At 65.8% G+C, this 22,230-nt stretch carries 20 protein-coding genes; 12 read left to right on the top strand and 8 right to left on the bottom strand.

Annotation, left to right across the window (positions count from 1 at the left end; all coding sequences use genetic code 11):
- Positions 1 to 54: 54 nt before the first annotated feature.
- On the bottom strand, positions 55 to 408 hold the full coding sequence (locus ACTJKT_RS28680) for a hypothetical protein (protein WP_009048749.1): 354 nt from the start codon (positions 406 to 408) through the stop codon (positions 55 to 57).
- A gap of 510 nt (positions 409 to 918) precedes the next feature.
- Here ACTJKT_RS28680 and ACTJKT_RS28675 point away from each other — a divergent pair.
- Positions 919 to 5,787: an NAD-glutamate dehydrogenase gene (locus tag ACTJKT_RS28675; protein WP_440789747.1), complete on the top strand. Its 4,869-nt coding sequence runs from the start codon at positions 919 to 921 to the stop codon at positions 5,785 to 5,787.
- 817 nt (positions 5,788 to 6,604) lie between these two features.
- Here ACTJKT_RS28675 and ACTJKT_RS28670 read toward each other — a convergent pair.
- The 3 genes from ACTJKT_RS28670 to pdxR all read right to left on the bottom strand — a co-directional run bounded on the left by ACTJKT_RS28670 (position 6,605) and on the right by pdxR (position 8,978).
- Positions 6,605 to 7,024: a cupin domain-containing protein gene (locus ACTJKT_RS28670; protein ID WP_440789745.1), complete on the bottom strand. Its 420-nt coding sequence runs from the start codon at positions 7,022 to 7,024 to the stop codon at positions 6,605 to 6,607.
- A gap of 97 nt (positions 7,025 to 7,121) precedes the next feature.
- Positions 7,122 to 7,403, bottom strand: a complete 282-nt coding sequence (locus ACTJKT_RS28665; RefSeq protein ID WP_307950858.1) for a putative quinol monooxygenase — start codon at positions 7,401 to 7,403, stop codon at positions 7,122 to 7,124.
- 141 nt (positions 7,404 to 7,544) lie between these two features.
- Positions 7,545 to 8,978: a MocR-like pyridoxine biosynthesis transcription factor PdxR gene (gene pdxR / locus ACTJKT_RS28660; RefSeq protein WP_440789742.1), complete on the bottom strand. Its 1,434-nt coding sequence runs from the start codon at positions 8,976 to 8,978 to the stop codon at positions 7,545 to 7,547.
- A 328-nt stretch (positions 8,979 to 9,306) separates the two neighbouring features.
- Between pdxR and ACTJKT_RS28655 the strand changes: the two genes are divergently transcribed.
- The gene (locus ACTJKT_RS28655) at positions 9,307 to 9,747 is read left to right on the top strand and encodes a carboxymuconolactone decarboxylase family protein (RefSeq protein WP_440789740.1); all 441 of its coding nucleotides are present in this window, start codon (positions 9,307 to 9,309) and stop codon (positions 9,745 to 9,747) included.
- Between the two features lie 36 nt (positions 9,748 to 9,783).
- Positions 9,784 to 10,410: an FMN-dependent NADH-azoreductase gene (locus ACTJKT_RS28650; RefSeq protein WP_440789738.1), complete on the top strand. Its 627-nt coding sequence runs from the start codon at positions 9,784 to 9,786 to the stop codon at positions 10,408 to 10,410.
- A 106-nt stretch (positions 10,411 to 10,516) separates the two neighbouring features.
- Here the strand turns inward: ACTJKT_RS28650 and ACTJKT_RS28645 are convergent, their stop codons facing one another.
- Positions 10,517 to 10,864: a hypothetical protein gene (locus tag ACTJKT_RS28645; RefSeq protein WP_440789736.1), complete on the bottom strand. Its 348-nt coding sequence runs from the start codon at positions 10,862 to 10,864 to the stop codon at positions 10,517 to 10,519.
- 278 nt (positions 10,865 to 11,142) lie between these two features.
- Here ACTJKT_RS28645 and ACTJKT_RS28640 point away from each other — a divergent pair, with 278 nt between their 5' ends.
- From ACTJKT_RS28640 to ACTJKT_RS28630, 3 genes are read left to right on the top strand one after another with little or no spacing between them, the layout of a single operon-like run.
- Entirely contained in the window at positions 11,143 to 11,757 is a 615-nt protein-coding gene (locus ACTJKT_RS28640) for an STN domain-containing protein (protein ID WP_097303276.1), read from the top strand.
- A complete protein-coding gene (locus ACTJKT_RS28635) occupies positions 11,754 to 12,299 on the top strand; it encodes an RNA polymerase sigma factor (protein WP_087091143.1) in 546 nt (181 codons plus the stop codon). The genes ACTJKT_RS28640 and ACTJKT_RS28635 overlap by 4 nt, the downstream gene beginning before the upstream one ends.
- A 39-nt stretch (positions 12,300 to 12,338) precedes the next feature.
- A complete protein-coding gene (locus tag ACTJKT_RS28630) occupies positions 12,339 to 13,289 on the top strand; it encodes a FecR family protein (RefSeq protein WP_440789733.1) in 951 nt (316 codons plus the stop codon).
- A 607-nt stretch (positions 13,290 to 13,896) separates the two neighbouring features.
- On the opposite strand, the gene ACTJKT_RS28625 is transcribed toward ACTJKT_RS28630, so the two are convergent.
- Complete coding sequence (locus ACTJKT_RS28625) at positions 13,897 to 14,520, bottom strand: type II secretion system protein GspJ (protein ID WP_440789731.1); 624 nt, start codon at positions 14,518 to 14,520, stop codon at positions 13,897 to 13,899.
- Positions 14,517 to 14,978 carry a type II secretion system minor pseudopilin GspH gene (gene gspH, locus ACTJKT_RS28620; protein WP_097303279.1) on the bottom strand — a complete coding sequence of 154 codons (462 nt, stop codon included), beginning with the start codon at positions 14,976 to 14,978 and terminating at the stop codon, positions 14,517 to 14,519. Before gspH ends, ACTJKT_RS28625 begins: the two co-directional genes overlap by 4 nt.
- Before the next feature lie 108 nt (positions 14,979 to 15,086).
- Here gspH and ACTJKT_RS28615 point away from each other — a divergent pair, with 108 nt between their 5' ends.
- A complete protein-coding gene (locus ACTJKT_RS28615) occupies positions 15,087 to 15,518 on the top strand; it encodes a type II secretion system protein N (protein ID WP_025809148.1) in 432 nt (143 codons plus the stop codon).
- 140 nt (positions 15,519 to 15,658) lie between these two features.
- On the opposite strand, the gene gspI is transcribed toward ACTJKT_RS28615, so the two are convergent.
- Complete coding sequence (gene gspI, locus ACTJKT_RS28610; protein WP_440789728.1) at positions 15,659 to 16,084, bottom strand: type II secretion system minor pseudopilin GspI; 426 nt, start codon at positions 16,082 to 16,084, stop codon at positions 15,659 to 15,661.
- Between the two features lie 148 nt (positions 16,085 to 16,232).
- On the opposite strand from gspI, the gene gspG reads away from it, so the two are divergent.
- The 5 genes from gspG to gspD are packed head-to-tail and all read left to right on the top strand — an operon-like array spanning position 16,233 to position 21,843.
- Positions 16,233 to 16,700 carry a type II secretion system major pseudopilin GspG gene (gene gspG, locus ACTJKT_RS28605; RefSeq protein WP_440789726.1) on the top strand — a complete coding sequence of 156 codons (468 nt, stop codon included), beginning with the start codon at positions 16,233 to 16,235 and terminating at the stop codon, positions 16,698 to 16,700.
- An 8-nt stretch (positions 16,701 to 16,708) separates the two neighbouring features.
- Positions 16,709 to 17,692 carry a type II secretion system minor pseudopilin GspK gene (gene gspK / locus ACTJKT_RS28600; protein WP_440789724.1) on the top strand — a complete coding sequence of 328 codons (984 nt, stop codon included), beginning with the start codon at positions 16,709 to 16,711 and terminating at the stop codon, positions 17,690 to 17,692.
- A complete protein-coding gene (gene gspL / locus ACTJKT_RS28595; protein WP_440789722.1) occupies positions 17,689 to 18,882 on the top strand; it encodes a type II secretion system protein GspL in 1,194 nt (397 codons plus the stop codon). Before gspK ends, gspL begins: the two co-directional genes overlap by 4 nt.
- The gene (gspM, locus tag ACTJKT_RS28590; protein WP_440789720.1) at positions 18,875 to 19,441 is read left to right on the top strand and encodes a type II secretion system protein GspM; all 567 of its coding nucleotides are present in this window, start codon (positions 18,875 to 18,877) and stop codon (positions 19,439 to 19,441) included. The genes gspL and gspM overlap by 8 nt, the downstream gene beginning before the upstream one ends.
- Positions 19,438 to 21,843: a type II secretion system secretin GspD gene (gene gspD, locus ACTJKT_RS28585; protein ID WP_440789718.1), complete on the top strand. Its 2,406-nt coding sequence runs from the start codon at positions 19,438 to 19,440 to the stop codon at positions 21,841 to 21,843. The genes gspM and gspD overlap by 4 nt, the downstream gene beginning before the upstream one ends.
- Positions 21,844 to 22,230: the final 387 nt, after the last annotated feature.

The following is a 22,230-nucleotide window of genomic DNA, read 5'->3' as shown; positions in this document are numbered from 1 at the left end:
CAGCGGGTTGAATCAGCGCTGGTAGATCAACGCTCGCAGATCAAAGCTCGCAGATCAAAGCTCACTGATATAGGTGCCGGTGCCCTTGAGGATGTTCTGCAGGGTTTGCTCGACTTCCGCCAGGTCCGCCGCCGCGGTGTTGTGCTTGATCTCCAGGTGGTCGCTGCCATTAAGCGCGTCGGCGTCGGTCGCGGCGATTTCGATCAGCAGGCGGGTCGGGCCCAAGGTGACTTTCACCCCGTCCAGGGTCGAAGGTTCGCCGTCCAGGGTGATCTCCAGTTCGTCCTCGTCCGGGTAGCGGGTCATCAGGAACATTTCGCCCTGGTTGCTGTGGCAGCAGAGCATGGCCATGTTGTCTTCTTCGTCGTCGCACGGATTGGCGATCAGGTGGGCGGTGGTCATTTGCATGGGGCGAGTCCTGGGTCTGGCTCCGACGGGGGAGCGGGGCGAACAAAGTGCAATTCTGCCAGCCCGGGGGAATTTCTGCTGCTTTGTGTGTCAGAGAACAGGTCACGCTGGCGTCGCCGCAACTGTCCGTTTCTGGTACGACAGTCCCGTAAAACCGCGCTGCGGCCGCCGTTTTGTCTGGCGGCTGCTAGTGTTGTTCAGGGGCTGGCCCGCCAGTTGCCTGTCAATGACCGAATATGTCGCAGCACCGCAAGCAGCGGGCTTGCCGCACTCGTTAAGCTGCGCAACGGATGTGCACCTGTAAAGGCATTGCCTGGTGGGCCAGGACAGTCGTTTTTGCAGATGCCCATCCGGGAACGGTGAATGTGACCTGAGCGTCTCGTACAGCTTCACCACCCTGTCATCCTGCAACCTCTGCCCGAGATCCAGGAGCAGGATGACCGACACCCCCGCAAGGGGGATTTGCATGCGACGCTTTCATCAATAACAAGCCCAAGCGGAGTACCACAGATGGCGTTCTTCACCGCAGCCAGCAAGGCCGACTTCCAGCACCAACTGCAAGCGGCACTGGCGCAGCACATCAGTGAACAGGCACTGCCACAAGTGGCGCTGTTCGCTGAACAATTCTTCGGCATCATTTCTCTGGACGAACTCACCCAGCGTCGGCTGTCCGACCTGGCGGGCTGCACCCTTTCTGCCTGGCGCCTGCTTGAGCGCTTCGACCACGCGCAATCGCAAGTGCGCGTCTACAACCCCGATTACGAACGTCATGGCTGGCAGTCGACCCACACCGCGGTCGAAGTGCTGCACCATGACCTGCCGTTCCTGGTGGACTCGGTCCGCACCGAACTGAACCGTCGCGGCTACAGCATCCACACCCTGCAGACCACCGTGCTGAGCGTGCGTCGCGGGAGCAAGAACGAGCTGCTGGAAATCCTGCCCAAAGGCACCCAGGGCGAAGGCATCCTGCAAGAATCGCTGATGTACCTGGAGATCGACCGCTGCGCCAACACCGCCGAGCTCAATGTCCTGAGCAAGGAGCTGGAGCAGGTGCTTGGCGAAGTCCGCGTTGCGGTCGCCGATTTCGAGCCGATGAAAGCCAAGGTCCAGGAACTGATCGATGGCATCGGCAACAGCCAGTTCGAGATCGACGCCGATGAAAAGGGCGAGATCAAGAGCTTCCTGGAATGGCTGGTGGGCAACCACTTCACCTTCCTCGGCTACGAAGAGTTCGTGGTGCGCGAAGACCAGCACGGCGGCCATATCGAGTACGACCAGAACTCCTTCCTCGGCCTGACCAAGCTGCTGCGCGCCGGCCTCACCGTCGACGACCTGCGCATCGAAGACTACGCCGTGAACTACCTGCGCGAACCGACGCCGCTGTCGTTCGCCAAGGCCGCGCACCCAAGCCGCGTGCACCGTCCGGCCTACCCGGACTACGTGTCGATCCGCCAGATCGATGCCGACGGCAATGTGATCAAGGAATGCCGCTTCATGGGCCTGTACACCTCGTCGGTGTATGGCGAAAGCGTGCGGGTGATTCCTTATATCCGCCGCAAGGTGGAAATCATCGAACAGCGCTCCGGCTTCCAGGCCAAGGCGCACCTGGGCAAGGAACTGGCCCAGGTTCTTGAAGTGCTGCCCCGCGACGACCTGTTCCAGACCCCGGTGGACGAGCTGTTCAACACCGTGATGTCGATCGTGCAGATCCAGGAACGCAACAAGATCCGCGTGTTCCTGCGCAAGGACCCCTACGGTCGTTTCTGCTACTGCCTGGCCTATGTGCCGCGCGACATCTATTCCACCGAAGTGCGGCAGAAGATCCAGCAAGTGCTGATGGATCGCCTGAAAGCCACCGACTGCGAGTTCTGGACCTTCTTCTCCGAGTCCGTGCTGGCGCGCGTGCAACTGATCCTGCGGGTCGACCCGAAGAACCGCATCGACATCGACCCGCTGCTGCTGGAAAAAGAAGTGGTGCAGGCCTGCCGCAGCTGGCAGGACGACTATGCCGCACTGACCGTCGAAAGCTTCGGCGAAGCCCACGGCACCAACGTCCTGGCCGACTTCCCGAAAGGCTTCCCGGCCGGCTACCGCGAGCGCTTCGCCGCGCATTCGGCGGTGGTCGACATGCAGCACCTGTTGAGCCTGTCCGAGGCCAACCCGCTGGTGATGAGCTTCTACCAGCCGCTGACCCAGTCCACCAGCCAGCCGCTGCTGCACTGCAAGCTGTATCACGCCGATACCCCGCTGGCGCTGTCCGATGTGCTGCCGATCCTGGAAAACCTCGGCCTGCGCGTGCTTGGTGAGTTCCCGTATCGCCTGCGTCACGCCAGCGGCCGTGAGTTCTGGATTCACGACTTCGCCTTCACCGCGGCCGAAGGCCTGAACCTGGATATCCAGCAGCTCAACGACACCCTGCAGGACGCCTTCGTCCACATCGTCCGTGGCGATGCCGAGAACGATGCGTTCAACCGCCTGGTGCTGACCGCCGGCCTGCCATGGCGCGACGTCGCGCTGCTGCGTGCCTACGCCCGTTACCTGAAGCAGATCCGCCTGGGCTTCGACCTGGGTTATATCGCCAGCACCCTGAACAACCACACCGATATCGCCCGCGAGCTGACCCGGTTGTTCAAGACCCGCTTCTACCTGGCGCGCAAGCTCACCGGCGATGACCTGGAAGACAAGCAGCAACGCCTGGAGCACGCGATCCTCACCGCCCTGGACGACGTCCAGGTGCTCAACGAAGACCGCATCCTGCGTCGCTACCTGGACCTGATCAAGGCCACCCTGCGGACCAACTTCTACCAGACCGACGCCAACGGCCATAACAAGTCGTACTTCAGCTTCAAGTTCAACCCGCACCTGATTCCCGAGCTGCCCAAGCCGGTGCCGAAGTTCGAGATCTTCGTCTACTCGCCGCGCGTCGAAGGCGTGCACCTGCGTTTCGGCAACGTCGCTCGCGGCGGCCTGCGCTGGTCCGATCGTGAAGAAGACTTCCGTACCGAAGTCCTCGGCCTGGTAAAAGCCCAGCAAGTGAAGAACTCGGTGATCGTGCCGGTGGGCGCCAAGGGCGGCTTCCTGCCGCGTCGCCTGCCGCTGGGCGGCAGCCGGGACGAGATCGCGGCCGAAGGCATCGCCTGCTACCGCATCTTCATCTCCGGCCTGCTGGACATCACCGACAACCTGAAGGACGGCGCCCTGGTGCCGCCGGCCAACGTCGTGCGTCACGACGACGATGACCCGTACCTGGTGGTGGCGGCGGACAAGGGCACTGCGACCTTCTCCGACATCGCCAACGGCATCGCCATCGACTACGGCTTCTGGCTGGGCGACGCGTTCGCTTCCGGCGGTTCCGCCGGCTACGACCACAAGAAGATGGGCATCACCGCCAAGGGCGCGTGGGTCGGCGTACAGCGCCACTTCCGCGAGCGCGGCATCAATGTCCAGCAAGACAGCATCACAGTGGTGGGCGTCGGCGACATGGCCGGCGACGTGTTCGGTAACGGCTTGCTGATGTCCGACAAGCTGCAACTGGTCGCGGCCTTCAACCATATGCACATCTTCATCGACCCGAATCCGGATCCGGCCACCAGCTTTGCTGAACGCCAGCGCATGTTCGACCTGCCGCGTTCGGCCTGGAGCGACTACGACACCAGCATCATGTCCGAAGGCGGCGGCATCTTCTCGCGCAGCGCGAAGAGCATCGCCATCTCGCCGCAGATGAAAGAACGCTTCGACATCCAGGCCGACAAGCTGACCCCGACCGAGCTGCTCAACGCCTTGCTCAAGGCGCCGGTAGACCTGTTGTGGAACGGCGGTATCGGTACCTACGTCAAGGCCAGCACTGAAAGCCACGCCGATGTCGGCGACAAGGCCAACGATGCGCTGCGGGTCAACGGCAACGAGCTGCGCTGCAAGGTGGTGGGCGAGGGCGGCAACCTCGGCATGACCCAGCTGGGTCGTGTGGAGTTCGGCCTCAATGGCGGCGGTTCCAACACCGACTTCATCGACAACGCCGGTGGCGTGGACTGCTCCGACCACGAAGTGAACATCAAGATCCTGCTCAACGAAGTGGTGCATGCCGGCGACATGACCGACAAGCAGCGCAACCAGTTGCTGGCGAGCATGACCGACGAAGTCGGTGGCCTGGTGTTGGGCAACAACTACAAGCAGACCCAGGCCCTGTCCCTGGCGGCCCGTCGCGCCTTCGCGCGGATTGCCGAGTACAAGCGCCTGATGAGCGACCTGGAAGGCCGTGGCAAGCTGGATCGCGCCATCGAGTTCCTGCCGTCGGAAGATCAGCTCAACGAGCGCGTCGCCGCCGGCCACGGGCTGACCCGTCCGGAACTGTCGGTGCTGATCTCCTACAGCAAGATCGACCTCAAGGAGCAGTTGCTCAATTCCCTGGTCCCGGATGACGACTACCTGACCCGCGACATGGAAACCGCGTTCCCGCCGACCCTGGTCAGCAAGTTCGCCGAAGCCATGCGCCGTCACCGCCTGAAGCGCGAGATCGTCAGCACCCAGATCGCCAACGACCTGGTCAACCACATGGGCATCACCTTCGTGCAGCGCCTGAAGGAGTCCACTGGCATGAGCCCGGCCAACGTGGCGGGCGCCTATGTGATAGTGCGTGACATCTTCCATCTCCCGCACTGGTTCCGCCAGATCGAAGCCCTGGACCACCAGGTCTCGGCTCAGGTGCAGCTGGAGCTGATGGACGAGCTGATGCGCCTTGGCCGTCGCGCCACCCGCTGGTTCCTGCGCAGCCGCCGCAACGAGCAGGATGCCGCGCGCGACGTCGCGCACTTCGGTCCGCACCTGGCGGCGTTGGGCCTCAAGCTCGACGAACTGCTGGAAGGCCCGACCCGCGAGGGCTGGCAGACCCGCTACACCGCCTACGTCGAAGCCGGCGTGCCTGAGCTGTTGGCGCGCATGGTGGCAGGTACCACCCACCTGTACACCCTGTTGCCGATCATCGAGGCCGCGGATGTCACCGGTCACGACGCCGCCGATGTGGCCAAGGCCTACTTCGCCGTGGGCAGCGCCCTGGACTTGCCGTGGTACCTGCAGCAGATCAGCGATCTGCCGGTGGCCAATAACTGGCAGGCCCAGGCACGCGAAGCCTTCCGCGACGACGTGGACTGGCAGCAGCGGGCGATCACCATCTCGGTCCTGCAAATGGCCGACGCGCCAGAAGACATGGAAGCCCGCGTGGCCCTGTGGCTTGAGCAGAACCAGAGCATGGTCGAGCGTTGGCGCGCGATGCTGGTGGAAATCCGTGCCGCCAGCGGCACCGACTACGCCATGTACGCGGTGGCCAACCGCGAACTGCTGGACCTGGCCATGAGCGGTCAATCGGGCCTTGTAACGGCCTGATCGAGCGCTAAATGAAAAAGCCCCGTATCGCGAGATACGGGGCTTTTTTTATGGCCTCACGAAATGTTGTAACCGCTTCTGTAGGAGCGAAGCTTGCTCGCGATCCGCGCAGCGGCCAGACGCCTTTTTATCGGCTGGGCTTTGTGCTGGCTGTACTGACGTCATCGCGGGCAAGCCTCGCTCCTACAGAAGAAACGCGTGGTCTGCGTAGGGGCCCCAGGCGCTTACTGCTTCAACGGCGTCAGCACCTCATCCTCAAGGAATGTTGTAACTGCTTCTGTAGGAGCGAAGCTTGCTCGCGATCCGCGCAGCGGCCAGACGCCTTTTTATCGGCTTGGCTTTGTGCTGTCTGTACTGACGTCATCGCGGGCAAGCCTCGCTCCTACAGAAGAAACGCGGTCTGCGTAGGGGGGCAGGCGCTTACTTCTTCAACGGCGTCAGCACTTCATCCTCAAGGAATGCTGTAGCCGCTTCTGTAGGAGCGAAGCTTGCTCGCGATCCGCGCAGCGGCCAGACGCCTTTTTATCGGCTGGGCTTTGTGCTGTCGGTACTGACGTCATCGCGGGCAAGCCTCGCTCCTACAGAAGAAACGCGTGGTCTGCGTAGGGGGCCAGGCGCTTACTGCTTCAACGGCGTCAGCACTTCATCCTCAAGGAATGCTGTAGCCGCTTCTGTAGGAGCGAAGCTTGCTCGCGATCCGCGCAGCGGCCAGACGCCTTTTTATCGGCTTGGCTTTGTGCTGGCTGTACTGACGTCATCGCGGGCAAGCCTCGCTCCTACAGAAGAAACGCGTGGTCTGCGTAGGGGGGCCAGGCGCTTACTTCTGCAACGGTGTCAGTACCTCATCCTTGGCGTCCTTGAGCATGAACACCAGCAGCCGGGCCGGTTTGCTGGTGCTGGCGTTGGCCGACACCGGGTGCTGCGAGCCGGCCGGTTCGTACCAGGATTCGCCTGCCTTGTAGGTGATGGCCGGTTCGTCGTTGACCCTTGAGGTGATCTCGCCTTCGAGCACATAGGCCAGGGCCGCGCCCTTGTGCATGTGCGGCACCGTGGCCTGGCCCGGCGCGTAGTCGACGGTGAGCATCAGCGCGGTCTTGCCCGGCAGGTTGTTCAGGGCATGTTCCTGCAGGATCCTGGTTTTTTCCTGGCCGTACTCCGGGTCATGGGCGGCGGCGCCCAGGGAGGTGAGCAGGGTCAGGCCGGCAAGGGCGGAAGTCAGGGCAGCGAGGGTCTTCATGGTCGGTTTCTCCGGTTCGAAAGGGGCCGATTCAAGGTAAGCCCGCTGGCCCGACCGGCCTATAACCAATCCCGGCAAAGAACCGCAGACCAATGCCTCAGTGTTCGAAGTCGAGGGCGCAGGCCAGGCGGCTGGCCAGCAGGTCGATGAAGCCCTGGGCCGCCGGCAGATGAAAATGCGCCTGCATCTCGGCCGCCGAGCGCCATTGGCCGCGCACGCTCCAGCGGTGCGTGTCCGTACTGTCGCGGCGCAGTTCATAACCCAGGCAGCCAGGCGCCTCGCGCAGGGCGGTCAGAAGATGGTTCAGGTGCTCGCCAAGCTCGTCCGAGCGGCCCTGGGCGGCGCGAATCTGGACGCTGTTGGTCGCGGTACTGGACATGTCCAAGCCTCCGGAAATGCTGTAGCCGTTGCGCCGAGCGGTGACGGAGCGCGGTGCGGCGCGAACAGCTGGGTGGACGCTCAGGGTAGGGCGCCAAGGTGACAAGTCCAATAACCAATCCCGAGAAAAAACCGGGGCCAATCAGGCGATTTGTTGCAGGATGTCACGCACCTTGTCCAGGGCCGGGTTGATGTCCAGGGTCTCGATGGCGCCAAAGCCGATGAACAGTCCGTCCCTGACCGGCTCCTGATAAAAGAAGCTGTGCAGCGGGTAGAGCCCGACCTCGACCTTCTTCGCCAGCTCCAGCAACAGCGGGATGTTCACCGGCACCTTGCACAGCGCCGCCATGTGGAAGCCGGCGGTGGACGGCACCGCCTGCAGCCAGGGCGAGAGGTCGCCGTTCAGGCGCTGCAGGATACGCTCGCGGCGCCCGGTGTACACCGTGTGGCAGCGGCGGATGTGCTTGAGCAGGTAACCCTCGGCGATGAACTTGGCCAGCGCCCATTGCGGCAGGGTCGAGGTGTGGCAGTCGGTGAGGCGCTTGGCCTTGATCACCGCGCCGAGAATCGCCGGCGGCAGCACCGCGTAGCCCAGGCGCAGTTGCGGCAGCATGGTCTTCGAGAAGGTCCCGACATAGGCCACCACGCCACGTTTATCCAGGCTTTGCAGGGAGTTGGTGGGCCGCCCCTCGTAGCGGAACTCGCTGTCGTAATCGTCCTCGATGACGATCGCCCCCAGCTCCCGCGCCCGCTCCAGCAGGGCCTCGCGGCGGGCCTGGCTCATGGGCATGCCCAGGGGGAACTGATGGGACGGGGTGACATAGATCAGCCGCACGCCGTCGGGAATCCGCTCGACCTGGATGCCTTGGTCATCCACCGGCACGCCGATCACCGTCGCGCCCTGGGCGCTGAACAGCAGGCGCGCCGGGGTGTAGCCGGGGTCTTCCATGGCCACCAGGCTGCCGGGTTCCAGCACCACCCGGGCGATCAGGTCCAGGGCCTGTTGCGCGCCGTTGCACACCACAATGTCGGCATCGCTGCAGACCACGCCGCGGGAGAACGACACATGCCCGGCAATCGCGCTGCGCAGCGCCGGAAGGCCTTCCGGCTGGCTGTAGAAACCGCCGCTCTGGGCGATCCGCCGCAGGGCGTCCTGGGTGCAGCGCCGCCACTCTTCCTGGGGAAACTGATTGCGGCTGGTGGCGCCGCCGATGAACTCGTAGCGCGAGGTGCCTTCCAGGGTCGGATGGCGCAGGGGCGTGGGCAACTCCTGCCATCTTTCCAGGCTCTGCGCGCAGGCCAGGTCGGCGGCGCTCTGCTTGGGTTCGGCCTTCACCGGGCGGGCATTGACGAAGGTGCCGCGACCGATCCTGCCGATCAGGAAGTTCTCGTAGGTCAGCAGGCTGTAGGTGTCCGACACCGTCTTGCGCGAGATTCCCAGTTGCTCGGCCAGCAGGCGGCTCGGCGGCAACTGGGCGCCCGCCGCCAGTCGCCCGCACTCGATGGCGTCGCGCAGTTGCCGATACAGCTGGTCGGCCAGGTCCTTGCGCCCGTTGATGACGACATGCAGTTCCATCGATGAGATTCCAAAACGATCAGTGCCCGCCAGATTACCCGCCTGGCCGGGTTTGGTGTAGCGGCCTGGTATCGGGATTGGCCTGGCATCCTGGCGCGTACTGCGTACGCGATCGCAGCCTTCGGCAGCGGCTACAAGGTACGACGCTGTCTTCGGGCTGGGCGGTGTAGCCGCTGCCGCAGGCTGCGATAAGCCCGAAGGGCTTCGGCGGCCTTGAGCCCGACACCGCCCGGTGGACTGCCGATAAACCCCCGGATTGGCTATAGGGGCAGGCCGGCGCGGCCCTTAGGCTAGGGGGAAGATGAATGCAACGCCCACGGTGACCACGATGGAACCCCGCCTGGACTACTACAGCGCCTCGCCGGAAGCCCTCAAGGGCCTGTTGATGCTCGAGGCCCAAACCTTCGGCCTGTCCATCGACAAGCCCCTGCTGGAGCTGGTCAAGATCCGCGTCTCGCAACTCAACCACTGCGCGTTCTGCGCCGATATGCACGCGGTGCAGGCGCGCCAGAGCGGGGAGAGCGAACGGCGCCTGAACGTCCTGAGCGTCTGGCACGATTCGGCGCTGTTCAGCCCGCGGGAACGCTTGGCCCTGGCCTGGAGCGAGTCGGTGACCCTGTTGTCCGACGCCGCGGTGCCGGATGAGTTGTTCCAGGCGGTGCGCGGCGAGTTCAGCGAGCGCGAGCTGGTCGACCTGACCGTCGCGGTGGCCGCCATCAACTGCTGGAACCGCCTTGCCGTGGCGTTCCGCCAACAGCCCAGCATTTAACCCGGATCTCTTTCAATCCCAACAAGGTAATGCCCAATGAAACTGCTGCACGTCGATGCCAGCTCCAAAGGCGAACGTTCCAACTCCCGGGCCCTGGGCCGCTACTTTATCGAGCGGCTGCAAGGCCAGGGCGTCGACCTTAAGATCGACTACCTGGACCTGGCGGTGGATACGCCGCCCCATGTCAGCGAGGCCTTCGCCATCGCCACCTACACCGCTCCCGATGCCCGCACGCCACAGATGCGCCAGACCCTGGCGGCCTCGGATGCCCTGTGCCAGCGGGTGATGGAAGCCGATGCCTGCCTGTTCGCCATGCCGATGTACAACTGGTCGATGCCTTCGACCTTCAAGGCCTTCATCGACAGCATCACCCGCACCGAGCTGACCTACCTCAATACCCCGGACGGCATCGTTGGCCAGCTGACCCGGCAGAAGGTGCTGTTCCTCACCAGCCGTGGCGCTGACCTGCGCCCGGGCAATCCCATGGCCTGGATGGACGCGCTGACCCCGGCGCTGAAAGCAGCCTTTGCCTTTATCGGTGTGCAGAGCCCCGTGTTCGTCGATGCCCAGCCGCTGCAATTCGCCAACCCCGAAGCCCGCGAGCAAGCCCTGGAACGGGCAAGGGGTGAGCTGGATGCCGTGGCCCGGCAGTGGGCGGCCTAGACGGCTTTGCCGTCTATCGCGAGCAAGCCTCGCTCCTACAGAAGTGCGCGATCCCCGTAGGAGCGAGGCTTGCCCGCGATAGGGCCCGAACGGCCAACGCCAAACCTCAAGGCCGCTGCGGCTTCACCGAACTGCCAAAGGTATTGCCCATCCGCGTGCTGGTGGCCGCCGGGGTGGACAGGCCCATCTGGTTTGGCGGGCGCTTGTGGATCGGCACCTGCATGGCTTCCTGGTTCTTCTGCTCTGCCTTGGCGCCGTCGGGGTTGTTGCCCATCTGCTTGCTCAGGCAACCGTAGTCCGGGGCCTTGTAGCCACCCACGCTGACATCGACACAACCTTCTGTGGGCGCTTTGCCAGAAGCAGCGGCGGGCGCCTCGACCGGCGTGGCGGCGTGGCCGGCCAGCGGCAGGGCGCCGAGCATCAGGCTGGCGACAAGGGTGCAAAGCTGTTTCATCGGGGGCCTCCTGGCGGGCCCGGGAGGGGCCGTTGCGGTCCTTGAGTGTAGAGCAAGGCGCGTGGCGAAAAGGTGATGGTTTTTTTGCGGGTGCCGTAACACCAGATTCATAAACTGGCCTCAGGATGACGGTTTTCAGGGACAAGCCAGCCGTGCAGCGACGCCGAGCAAAGGTCGGGTATCGGTCTTTCTTTCACGCGGGGTTCGCGCGCTGCGGTCTTGCGCTGCTGCTGGTGCTGGCGGCGGGTATGGCGCGGGCGGCACCGCAGGAGCCGCCGATGGTGGATTCGCACCGGCTGCTGGACCTGAACATCGCCGCGCAAGACCTGGCCGAAGCGCTGGAACTGTTCAGTCGCTCGACCGGGATGGCGGTGCTGGTGGACCGCGAGCTGACCCGCGGGCGCCGCTCGGTACGGGTCCAGGGGCGCTACAGCGCCCGGGATGCCCTGAGTCGCTTGCTGACAGGAAGTGGTTTGATGGCCCGTTATGCCCGTTCCGATGCCTTTACCCTGCAAGTCGCCCAGCTCAGCGATGGGCCCGCCCCCAAGGGCGCGGGCGGCAACGCCGGGGCCTGGGCCAGTGACAGTTTCGCCAGTGCGCTGCAACGCGCGGTGGAGGCCGGCCTGTGCCGTTCGGAACTGACCCGGCCGGGTCGCTATCGCGCGGTGCTGCAACTGTGGATCGACCGTGGCGGGCATATCGAGCACAGCCGCCTGGTCACCACCACCGGCGATCTGCGGCGCGACGAGGCGCTGGTACAGAGCCTGAGCGAGACCTGGGTCGAGCGGCCCGCACCGAGTTCGCTGCGCCAGCCAGTGACCTTGCTTCTGATACCTGACAGCGCAGGAAAACGCATGGATTGCAGACAACGCCAAGGAGCCTCCGGGGCATGAAGAATACCGGGCACAGTGCGATGGTCAGGTTGTTCCTGACCTCCTACGACGACTTCAAGGTGCGTCTGCGACGGCGCCTGGGCTCGGAGGACCTGGCCAACGATGTGCTGCACGAAACCTACCTGCGGGTCGACCGCATGGAAGAGCCGCCGAACCTGGCCCAGCCCAATGCCTACCTCTATCGCATGGCCCTGAACATCGCCGCCGACCGCCGCGAGGCCGATGCCCGGCTGCTCACCGGCAGCGAGGTCGAGGAGCTGTTGCAGATCAGCGATGAAGCCCTGGACCCGTCGCGGGTGGTGGGCGGGCAGAAGGAAATCCAGTCCCTGCTCAAGGCGCTTTACGAGCTGCCGGCGCGGCGGCGCAAGATCTTTATTGCCGCGCGCCTGGAGGAGGCGCCGCACCTGGAAATCTCCCAGCGCTTCGGCATTTCGACACGGATGGTCGAGAAGGAAATCAAGGCTGCCCTGGGCCACTGCGCCTCGCGCCTTGAAAGAAAAGTGATTCAGCGGTTCGGTCCCGGCGCCGGAAAACCGTCCTAGTCACTAAAGGCCCCGATTAATCCGTGAGTACCCGCACGCTTGAACATCTTTAGCATCTCCACTTCTCGGGCCACACCGGACCACCGGCTGCGCAACGAGGCCCAGGACTGGCTGCTCCTGCTGACCTCGGGGCGGGCCACCGCCGCCGACGCCCGGGCCTTGCAGCAGTGGTGCGCGCAGAGCCCGCAGCATGCCGCGGCCTTCGAACAGGCCAAGTTGCTGTGGCACAGCCTGAAGCCGGCCGCCGAACAGTGCCAGCAGCAGACCCAGCCGCGGCGCTTCGGGCGCCGGGCCTTTCTCGGCGGGGCACTGGCGGCCTCGGTGGCGCTGGTGGCGGTGCGGGTTTCGGTGCCCGGCGGTTTTGCCGGGCTGAGCGCCGACTACCGCACCGAGGTCGGCGAGCAGCGCCGGGTCGAGCTGGAAGACGGGCTGAGCCTGGAACTCAACACCCAGACCCGCATCAGCCGGCGCGAGCTGGCGCAAGGCGGGCAGGGCATCGAACTGCTCGAAGGCGAGGTCGAGGTGTCGAGCCAGGGCGCGCTGCCGGTGCGGGTCCAGGCCGGCAATGGCTGGCTCAGCGCTTCGCAGGCGCGTTTCAACGTGCGCAATATCAACCACAGCGTCTGCGTGACCTGCATCGATGGCGCGCTGCAGGTCGAGGTCGCGGGCCGGCTGATCCGCCTGGACAGCGGTCGCCAGCTGACCTACGACAGCCGCCAGGTCGGCGAGCCGAAGGCGGTGGACCCGACGGCGGTGATCGCCTGGCGCGAGCAGGTGCTGGTGTTCGACAACGCCACCCTCAACACGGTGATCGACGAGATCAACCGCTACCGCCCGGGCATGCTGGTGCTGCTCAACGCCGAACTGGGCAAGCGCAAGGTGCAGGCGCGTTTCAACCTCAACCAACTGGCCGGCGTGGCCCTGCTGATCCGCGACGCCTACGGGGCCAAATGCACCGAGTTGCCAGGGGGCGTGGTGCTATTGAGCTGAAGCACAGAACCCGTAGGAGCGAAGCTTGCTCGCGATAGCGTCCATTCAGATCAACCGCGTCGCCTGGATCGCGGGCAAGCCTCGCTCCTACAGAATCGCCGTCGACACCAATGCCCCGTTACCGTTGCGTAGCCGCTGCCGAGCGCAGCGAGGCTGCGATCGAGGACGAAGTCCTCGCAAAACCTGAACATGCGGTTTTCCAGGAAGAACAGGTTGTCCGGTTTTACGGCCGTAGGCCGTTCGCAGCCTCGCAGGCTCGGCAGCGGCTACAGGTGGCGCGCCAGCACCAAACCTGTAGGAGCGAAGCTTGCTCGCGATAGCGTCCGTTCAGATCAACCGCGTTGCCTGGATCGCGGGCAAGCCTCGCTCCTACAGAATTGCTGTCGACACCAATGTCCGTAACCGCCGCATAACCGTGCGTGGCTGCTGTGTAGCCGCTGCCGAGCGTAGCGAGGCTGCGATCGAGGTGGGCGGCATTCCGACGAAGTCCTCGCAAAACCTGTGTATGCGGTTTTCCAGAAGGAACAGGTTGTCCGGTTTTACGGCCGTAGGCCGTTCGCAGCCTCGCTGCGCTCGGCAGCGGCTACAGGTGCGGTGTCCAACCGGTCTATTCCAACGGCCCCAACACCTGCCGATAACGTTCTTCACCTTGGGGCGTCTGCCGTACCAGGCGGATCTCCAGGCCTGGCGGGTTCTCCTTGCGGTTGCCGCTGAGCTGGCGCCAGCCCTTGTCCCTATCCCAGACCCGCAGCTGCAAGTCGCTGACGTGCTCCAGCACCGCCACGCCGTTTTTCGGCGCGGGCAGCGGGTAACGATCGCGGGCCGGCGCCGCCGCGCGGTACAGGGTGTCGCCCTTGAGCCACCAGCGCACCCGTTGCAGGCCTTCGCCGGGCGTCGCCGCGGTGCGGATCACATCCAGGCGGAAGGTGCCGCTGTCGGCGCTGCGCACGGTCAGGGCCGGCGGCACATCGGGGGCTTCGGCATCGGCCCCGGCCGGCACTGGCTCCATCAATTCCACGCTGGCCCGCAGTGCCACGTCCCGTTCCAGCTGGTGCAGGGTGCGCAGCAGCTCTTCGGTCTGCTCGCTGCTGGCCTGCAAATGGCTGTCGGCCCGGCTGACGCTGTCCAGCCCACGCCAGGCGATCACACTGACCACGGCCATCAGCAGGATCGCCACCATCACCTCGATCAGGGTAAAGCCGCCTTGCCGCTTATTGATCCGGGCCCTCATGGCAGCGCCACCACCCGTACCACGCCGGTGGCGGTGCGTTGCACCGTCAGGCTGTTTTGGCCGTCGGACAGTTGCACCTGCAGCGGCGCGTCTATCCATTCGGCGTTGAGCACCAGCCGCGGGCCGGGCTCGATGCGCACTTTGATCGACGAACTTTCCCAGGGCCGCGGGCGCAGCTGCGGGTCGTCCTTGAACTGGTCGAGGCCGCGACCGTCGTCGCTGGGCCGGCTGAAGGCGAAGCCCTTGGCGTCCGCCCGCCAACTGATGGGGCGGCCATCCACGCGCGCCTCGGCCTGGGCCACCTGGAGCAACTGGGCCAGGCGCTCGGCATCCTTGCGCAGGCCCTGCAGCGGGTCGGGGCGGATGCTCAGGCTGATGGCGGCGCTGGCGATCCCGATGATCACCAGCACCACCATCAGCTCGATCAGGGTGAAGCCCTGTTGTCGGGATGGGGTCATGGGGCGCGCCTCCTGTGCGTCGCTTTTCATCCTGCCCGGTGAATGTGAAATAAAAACGTGACCATTGCGCGGTAGGCTGCGAAGACGGACAAACAGGAGGTCCTTGCCATGGCATTCGTCCATCGATTTTCCCCGCCGCAGCTGGTGCAGTCCCTGGCCCTGCTGGCGATCGTGGCCGGGGTGGCGACCTGGTCGTCGCTGCTGCTGACCCCCGCCGAGTCGCGCACCCCGCAGGCGCCGCCGCAAGCCCTGGCCGCCCAGGCCCAGAGCCCGGCGCAGCAGTGGTTTTCCAACCAGCCGCTGGCGCTGGACATCAAGGTCACCGGGCTGATGGCCAGCCCCCGTGGCGCGGTGGCGATTCTCAGCCTCAACGACGCGCCGCCGCGCAGCTTCCTGGTGGGCGAGCGCCTGGCCCAGGGCGTGCAACTGGTGGCCATCGAGGGTGACGGGGTGGTGATCGAACGCGGCGGCGAGCGCTCGCGGCTGGATGTCAGCAAGTTGCCGGAGAGTCCGGCGCTGCCGGTGCTGACCCGTCAATGACGACCCTGTACGAAATAAACAGATTCCCTTGTAGGAGCGAGCTTGCTCGCGATGGACGTTAACGATAACGCGTGTTGAATGGATGNGAACGCGGCGCTCTCGGGCCCATCGCGAGCAAGCTCGCTCCTACAGTACGACCCCTAGCGATTGGGGTTCTTCGGCACCCGCGCGACCAGGGTGTCCAGGCGCGCCAGGGGCGGGGCCTCGCGGCTGCGGTCGAGGACCAGCACGCTGACCCTGGACAGCCGCGGGTCGGGGCTGGGGGCGATGTTCTGCTCGCAGCGCAGCTTGAGCCGGCCCTGGTCGCACTCGATGTTCTTGGTCCCGGGCGGCAGGCGGCCTTCCAGGCGCAATTCCGCCAGGCGCGACTGGGCCGCCAGCAGGGCGATGGATTTATCCCGCAGCAAACCGTTGCTCTGGGTCATCAACCCGGCCACGCGCACTGCCGCCGACATGGCCACGGCAATGATCGCCAGCGCCACCAGCACCTCGATCAGGGTGAAACCCCGCTGTTTGGCTGGCCGCCTGGCGGGTGGTTTGGGGAATGGCTGGCGTGGCCCAGGCATGGACGTCTCGTGGCGCAAATGAAGGCTTGCAGCCTAACCGGCAAATTTGACCGATTGGCTACGGACGCTCCCGAGCAACGTCAATATCACTGACATATTTTCTTGTAACACTGCCCGACGAATCGAAATCAAGCCAAGGAACGTCGAGATGGATGTCGTGCGCTTCACGTCACACCCCCAGTCCAACCCCAAGCCCCACCGCCCCCGCGGCCAGGGCGGTTTCACCCTGATCGAGATCATGGTGGTGGTGGTCATTCTCGGGATCCTGGCCGCGATGGTAGTGCCCAAGGTGCTCGACCGTCCGGACCAGGCCCGAGCCACCGCGGCCAAGCAGGACATCGGCGGGCTGATGCAGGCCCTCAAGCTCTATCGCCTCGACCACGGCACCTACCCGAGCATGAACCAGGGCCTGAAAGTGCTGGTGGAGCGCCCTGCGGACGCCAAGAACAGCAACTGGCGCTCCTACCTGGAACGCCTGCCCAACGACCCTTGGGGGCGTCCTTACCATTACCTGAACCCGGGGGCCAACGGCGAAGTGGATGTGTTCTCCCTGGGGGCCGACGGCCAGCCAGACGGTGACGGCGTGAATGCCGATATCGGCTCCTGGCAGTTGTAAGCGCCGCCATGACAGCCCGTTCGCCGACAGCGGCGAAACAGCGTGGCATGGCCATTATCAGCGCCTTGTTGATCGCCGCCGTGGTGGCGGTGATCGCCGGCGGCATGCTGACCCGCCAGACCCTGTTCACCCGCGGGCTGGAAAGCGAGCAGTTGCGGGTCCAGGGCAGCTGGCAGCTGCAGGGCGGTATGGAAGTCAGCCGCCAGCGCCTGTGGGAAGACCGCCAGCGCGACGTGCTGACCCGCCTCGACCAGAACTGGGCGCGGCCGATCCAGCTCGCGGCCCTGGGCCCGGGCGCCGGGCCGTTCGAGGGGCGGCTGGAGGACGAGCAGGGCAAGTTCAACCTGCGCAACCTGCTGGCCAATGACCGGCTCGACCCCTTGCAGATAGAGAGTTTCCAGCGCCTGTGCGAGCTGCTCGGGGTCAACGCGACCCTGGGCCAGCGCATCAGCCAGCGGGTGATCGCCTCCTACCCACGGCTGTTGAGCCCGGAAGGTACGGTGGCGCCGGCCAATACTGGCTTCCAGAGCGGCCGCGACACTTCGCCGGAGGCCGCACGCAAACCGCTGCTGGCCAAGCAGCCGATGCTGCGCAGCCTCGACGACCTGCTGGGGGTCAATGGCGTCGATGAAAAGCTGCTGGCGCGCCTGGAGCCCTTTGTCACCATCCTGCCGGCCAATACCTGGGTCAACGGCAACACCGCCAGTGCCGAAGTGCTCGCCGCGACGGTGCCGGGGCTGGCGCTGCCACGGGCCAAGGCGCTGATCGCCGAGCGCGACAGCGGCCAGTGGTTCATCAACCAGGGTGACTTCATCAACCGCCTGCGCATGCCGAACGTGCCGGCGGACGCGGTGCGGGTCGGCATCACCAGCGAGTGGTTCCGCCTGCAAGGCCAGGCCCGCGGCGAACGACGTCGGGTCAAGCTGCTGGCCTTGCTGCACCGCAGCGAAGACAACATGCCGCGGGTGATCTGGTCGCGGGTGGGCGTATGAGCCGCTTGCGCGTCAGCCTGCCGCCCTTGCACACACTGACGGCCGAGAGCCGGGTGAGCTTTGCCCGGCTCCAGGCTAAAGAAGGCCAGGTCAAGGAAGCCGGCGAAGCCAGCCTGAGGCAGCTGGGGCAGGTGCCCAAGACGCCGGCCGTGGAGTGTTTCCTGCACCCCGAGGACAGCCTGCTGGCGAGCATCGAGCTGCCGGCCCTGGCGCCGGCCAAGGTCAGCGCGGCGGTGGCCTGTGCCGCCCAGGCGCTGATTCTTGGCCACAGCGACAGCATGTACGTGGCCCACAGCCCGCGCGACAGCGACGGTCAGGTGCACATCAGCTGGTTGCCGCGCGAAGCGCTGGCGCAGTTGGGCCGGGTGCTGGAGCAGGCCGGCCTGAAACTGCGCGGCCTGTACCCGGCGCCCTATGCCTTGCCGGTGCCGGCGGCGGGCCAGTTGACCGCCTGTCTGCAGGACCAGCACCTGTTGCTGCGCCACAGCCCGCAGCAGGGCAGTGTGCAACCGCTGCCGGAAGACGCCTTGCAGGCCCTGCTGGCCAACGGCGCCGGGCTGCAATGGGTGGGCGAGGCGGCCCCGCAAGGGGCGCTGGAGCAACTGCCGGACAGCTGCCGCTGGACCGGCCCATCACCCGACTGGGGCCTGCACGGCGGCGTGCAGAACAACACTGCTCGCCAACAGGGCTGGGGCCGTGCCGCGGCGCTGTGTGCGGCGGCGCTGGTGGTCTGGACCCTGGGTCTGAACCTCTACGCCGCGCGTCAGGCGGCCCAGGGCCAGCAGCTCAAGGCGCAGATGAGCCAGCGGGTGCAACAGGTGTTCCCGGAATTGCCGGTAATCCTCAACCCCCTGCAACAGGCGCGTCAGCAACTGGCGGCGCGGCAGAGCGGGGCCAGCGGCGATGCTCCGCAAAGCTTCAACAGCCTGGTGCAGCAGGCCAGCAACGCCATGCCTTTCGTGATCGGCGGAGTGGAGCAACTGAACTACCAGAACGGCGAATTGCAGCTGAGCCTGCTCAGCGACACCCGCGTCCCCGCAGCCGACAGCGGCTGGCAGGGCCTGCTGACCCAGGCCGGGCTCGAAGCCAGCCCCGGCGACCAGGGCTGGACCCTGCGCGCAGCCAGTGGCATGGCGTCCGGCGCGGTGCCGATGGAAGCCGAAGACAGCGAGGAAGACGAGGATGAATAAGCTGACCCTCAACCACTACCGGCAGCGCTGGCAGCGTCAGGCTACCCAGGCGCGGCTGTACTGGAACGGTCTGGCCCTGCGCGAGAAACGCCTGCTGACCGGCGCGGCGGCGGTGCTGGGCGGCCTGCTGGTGTGGCTGGTGCTGATCGAGCCAGCGTTGAAAAAGATCGATTACTGGCAGGCCGAGATCCCCAAGCTGCGCTCCCAGTCCGAAGCCCTGGAGCTGGTGCTGCACCAGGCCGGCGGGCCCCGTGGCGGTGAGCCGGGGCAGAGCCTGGAGCAGTCCCTGCGCCAGACCCTGGACGCCGCCGGCCTGCAGGGGCTGTACCAGTTGCAGGTGGCGGGCGAGGGCGAATCCCAGGCCTGGCACTTGAGTTTTCAAGAGGCCCCGGCGGATGCCGTGGTCGGCTGGCTGCTGGGCAATCCCCGGCAGTTTTCCCTGGAAGTGATGGAGGCCCGCCTGCAGCGCGCGGGGCCGGCCGACATCGATGGCACGGCCGGCAAACTGTCCGGAACCGTTCGCATGGATCAGGCGCTGGGCGCTAAGGAAGCTTCATGAAGTGGTCAGGCTCTTTCTATGCTCGCCAGTCGCGCAAGGCGCTGCCCTTGCTCCTGCTGGGGCCGCTGGCCCTGGCGCTGGCGGCGTGCAGTAACAACAAGGAACCGCAGCCGCCGTTGCTGGTGGACAGCGAACTGGGGCGGCCCCTGGGCGAGACCAATCGCAGCGGCGGCGACGTGGTGGCCGAGCGGGAGCGGGCCCAGGCACAACAGACCCAGCGTCCCAGGTACCAGCATCCGATCAGCCGTGCGGGACGCGCCCCCGGTGCTCCCGCCGCCAGCAGCACGGTGGTGCGCAATCCCTTGGGCGACCAGCCGGTGCGCCTGAATTTCGTCGATGTCGATATCCAGGCCGTGGTCCGGGCGCTGGCGCGTTCCACCGGCCAGCAGTTCCTGGTAGACCCGCGGGTCAAGGGCAACCTGACCCTGGTCAGCGAGGGTGAAGTGCCGGCCCACCAGGCCTACGACATGCTGCTGGCGGCCCTGCGCATGCAGGGCTTCAGCGTGGTCGACGTCGGCGGCGTGGCCCAGGTGGTGCCGGAAGCCGACGCCAAGCTGCTCGGCGGGCCGATCTACAACGCCGGCAAGCCGTCGGCCAACGGCATGCTGACCCGCACCTTCCGCCTGCAGTACGAAAACGCGGTGAACCTGATCCCGGTGCTGCGCCCGATCGTGTCGCCGAACAACCCGATCAACGCCTACCCGGGCAACAACAGCATCGTCATCACCGACTACGCCGAGAACCTCACCCGGGTGGCGCAGATCATCGAAGGCATCGACATCCCCAGCGCCCTGGACACCGACGTGGTGCCGGTGCAGAACGGCATCGCCGTGGACATCGCCGGCATGGTCTCCGAGCTGCTGGAAACCCAGGGCGCCGACCCGACCCAGAAAGTCAGCGTGGTCGGCGATCCGCGTTCCAACTCGATCATCATCCGCACCGGCAGCCCCGAGCGCACCGAGCTGGCGCGCAACCTGATCTACAAGCTGGACAACGCCCAGAGCAACCCGAGCAACCTGCACGTGGTGTACCTGCGCAACGCCCAGGCCGGCAAGCTGGCCCAGGCCCTGCGCGGCCTGCTCACCGGCGAGAGCGACAGCGGCACCGGCGACAACGCGCGGGCCATGCTCGGCAGCATGGGCGGCATGAGCCAGGGCGGCAGTTCCAGCAGCGGCCAGAGCGGCAGCAGCAGCTCCAGCAGTGGCAGCTCCAGCCTCAGCGGCAGCAGTAGCTCCGGCAGCGGCTATGCCCAGGGCGGCAGTTCCAGCAGCAGCCAGGGCGGCACCCAGGCGTCCGACCAGAACCCCGCCTTCAGTGCCGGCGGCGTGACCATCCAGGCCGATGCCACCACCAACACCTTGCTGATCTCCGCGCCGGAACCGCTGTACCGCAACCTGCGGGAAGTCATCGACATGCTCGACCAGCGCCGCGCCCAGGTGGTGATCGAAAGCCTGATCGTCGAGGTCAACGAAGACGACGCCGCCGAGTTCGGCGTGCAGTGGCAGACCGGCAACCTGGGGGGCAGCGGCGTCATCGGCGGCGCCAACCTCGGCGGCAGTGGCCTCAACCTCAACGGCAAGACCAGCATCGACGTGCTGCCCCAGGGCCTCAACGTCGGCCTGGTCAACGGCACCGTGGACATCCCCGGGATCGGCAAGATCCTCGACCTCAAGGTGCTGGCCCGGGCCCTGAGGAGCAAGGGCGGGAGCAACGTGCTGTCGACCCCGAACCTGCTGACCCTGGACAACGAAGCGGCGAGCATCTTCGTCGGCCAGACCATTCCCTTCGTCACCGGCAGCTACGTCACCGGCGGTGGCGGCAACAGCAACAACCCGTTCCAGACCGTGCAGCGCGAAGAGGTGGGCCTGAAGCTGAATGTGCGGCCACAGATTTCCGAGGGCGGCACGGTCAAGCTCGACATCTACCAGGAAGTCAGCAGCGTCGACCAGCGTGCCTCGGTGGAGGCTGGTACCGTGACCAACAAGCGCGCGATCGACACCAGCATCCTGCTCGACGACGGCCAGATCATGGTCCTCGGCGGCCTGCTGCAGGACGGCTACAGCCAGAGCAACAGCGCGGTGCCGTGGCTGTCGACCCTTCCCGGGATTGGCGCGCTGTTTCGCAACGAAGGCCGCTCGACCAACAAGACCAACCTGATGGTGTTCCTGCGGCCCTACATCATTCGCGACAGCGCCGCGGGGCGCAGCATCACCCTCAACCGCTACGACTTCATGCGCCGCGCCCAGGGCGGCCTGCAGCCGGACCGCAGCTGGGCCATGCCGGACATGCAGGCGCCGCAACTGCCTTCGGCGGAGCAGGGGGTGCCGGGGGTTGTGCCGGTGGCGTCGCCCGCGTCGGGGCAGGTGCCGAGGGCGAGGATCAAAGCGGTGCCGGTTCAATGAGTTCGTTTGTTGCGCTTACGCGCCGGGTGTCTGACGGGGTACATATCCGTTGCTGCGGTAACGGCGGCTTATGGTTCCGCCCTTACGGCGGGTCACTTTTGGCAAACGCCCCAAAAGTAACCAAAAAGTCTTGCCCCTCCATTCGGTGCCTCGCTAAGGCTCGGCATGCCCTCACTCCGGCATTGCTCCGGGGGCCCGCCGCCACAGGCCATCCATGGCCTGGGGCGGCTAGCGCGGCATCCCTGCCGCGCTACCCCCTACGCAACGCCTGCGTTCGGCCTCTGGGAAAGGGGCGGGTGGATCAAGAGCAAGAGCCACAGCAAGAGCCACAGCCAAGCGCGTTTTACGCGCTTCTTGTAGCCGCTGCCGCAGGCTGCGATCGGCTGC

Origin of the sequence: Pseudomonas sp. 22526 (genome assembly GCF_052044735.1) — a bacterium.
GTDB classification, from domain to species: Bacteria; Pseudomonadota; Gammaproteobacteria; order Pseudomonadales; family Pseudomonadaceae; genus Aquipseudomonas; species Aquipseudomonas piscium.
The sequence above is the reverse complement of the archived record's forward strand: the minus strand, read 5'-3'. Positions and strand labels throughout refer to the sequence as shown.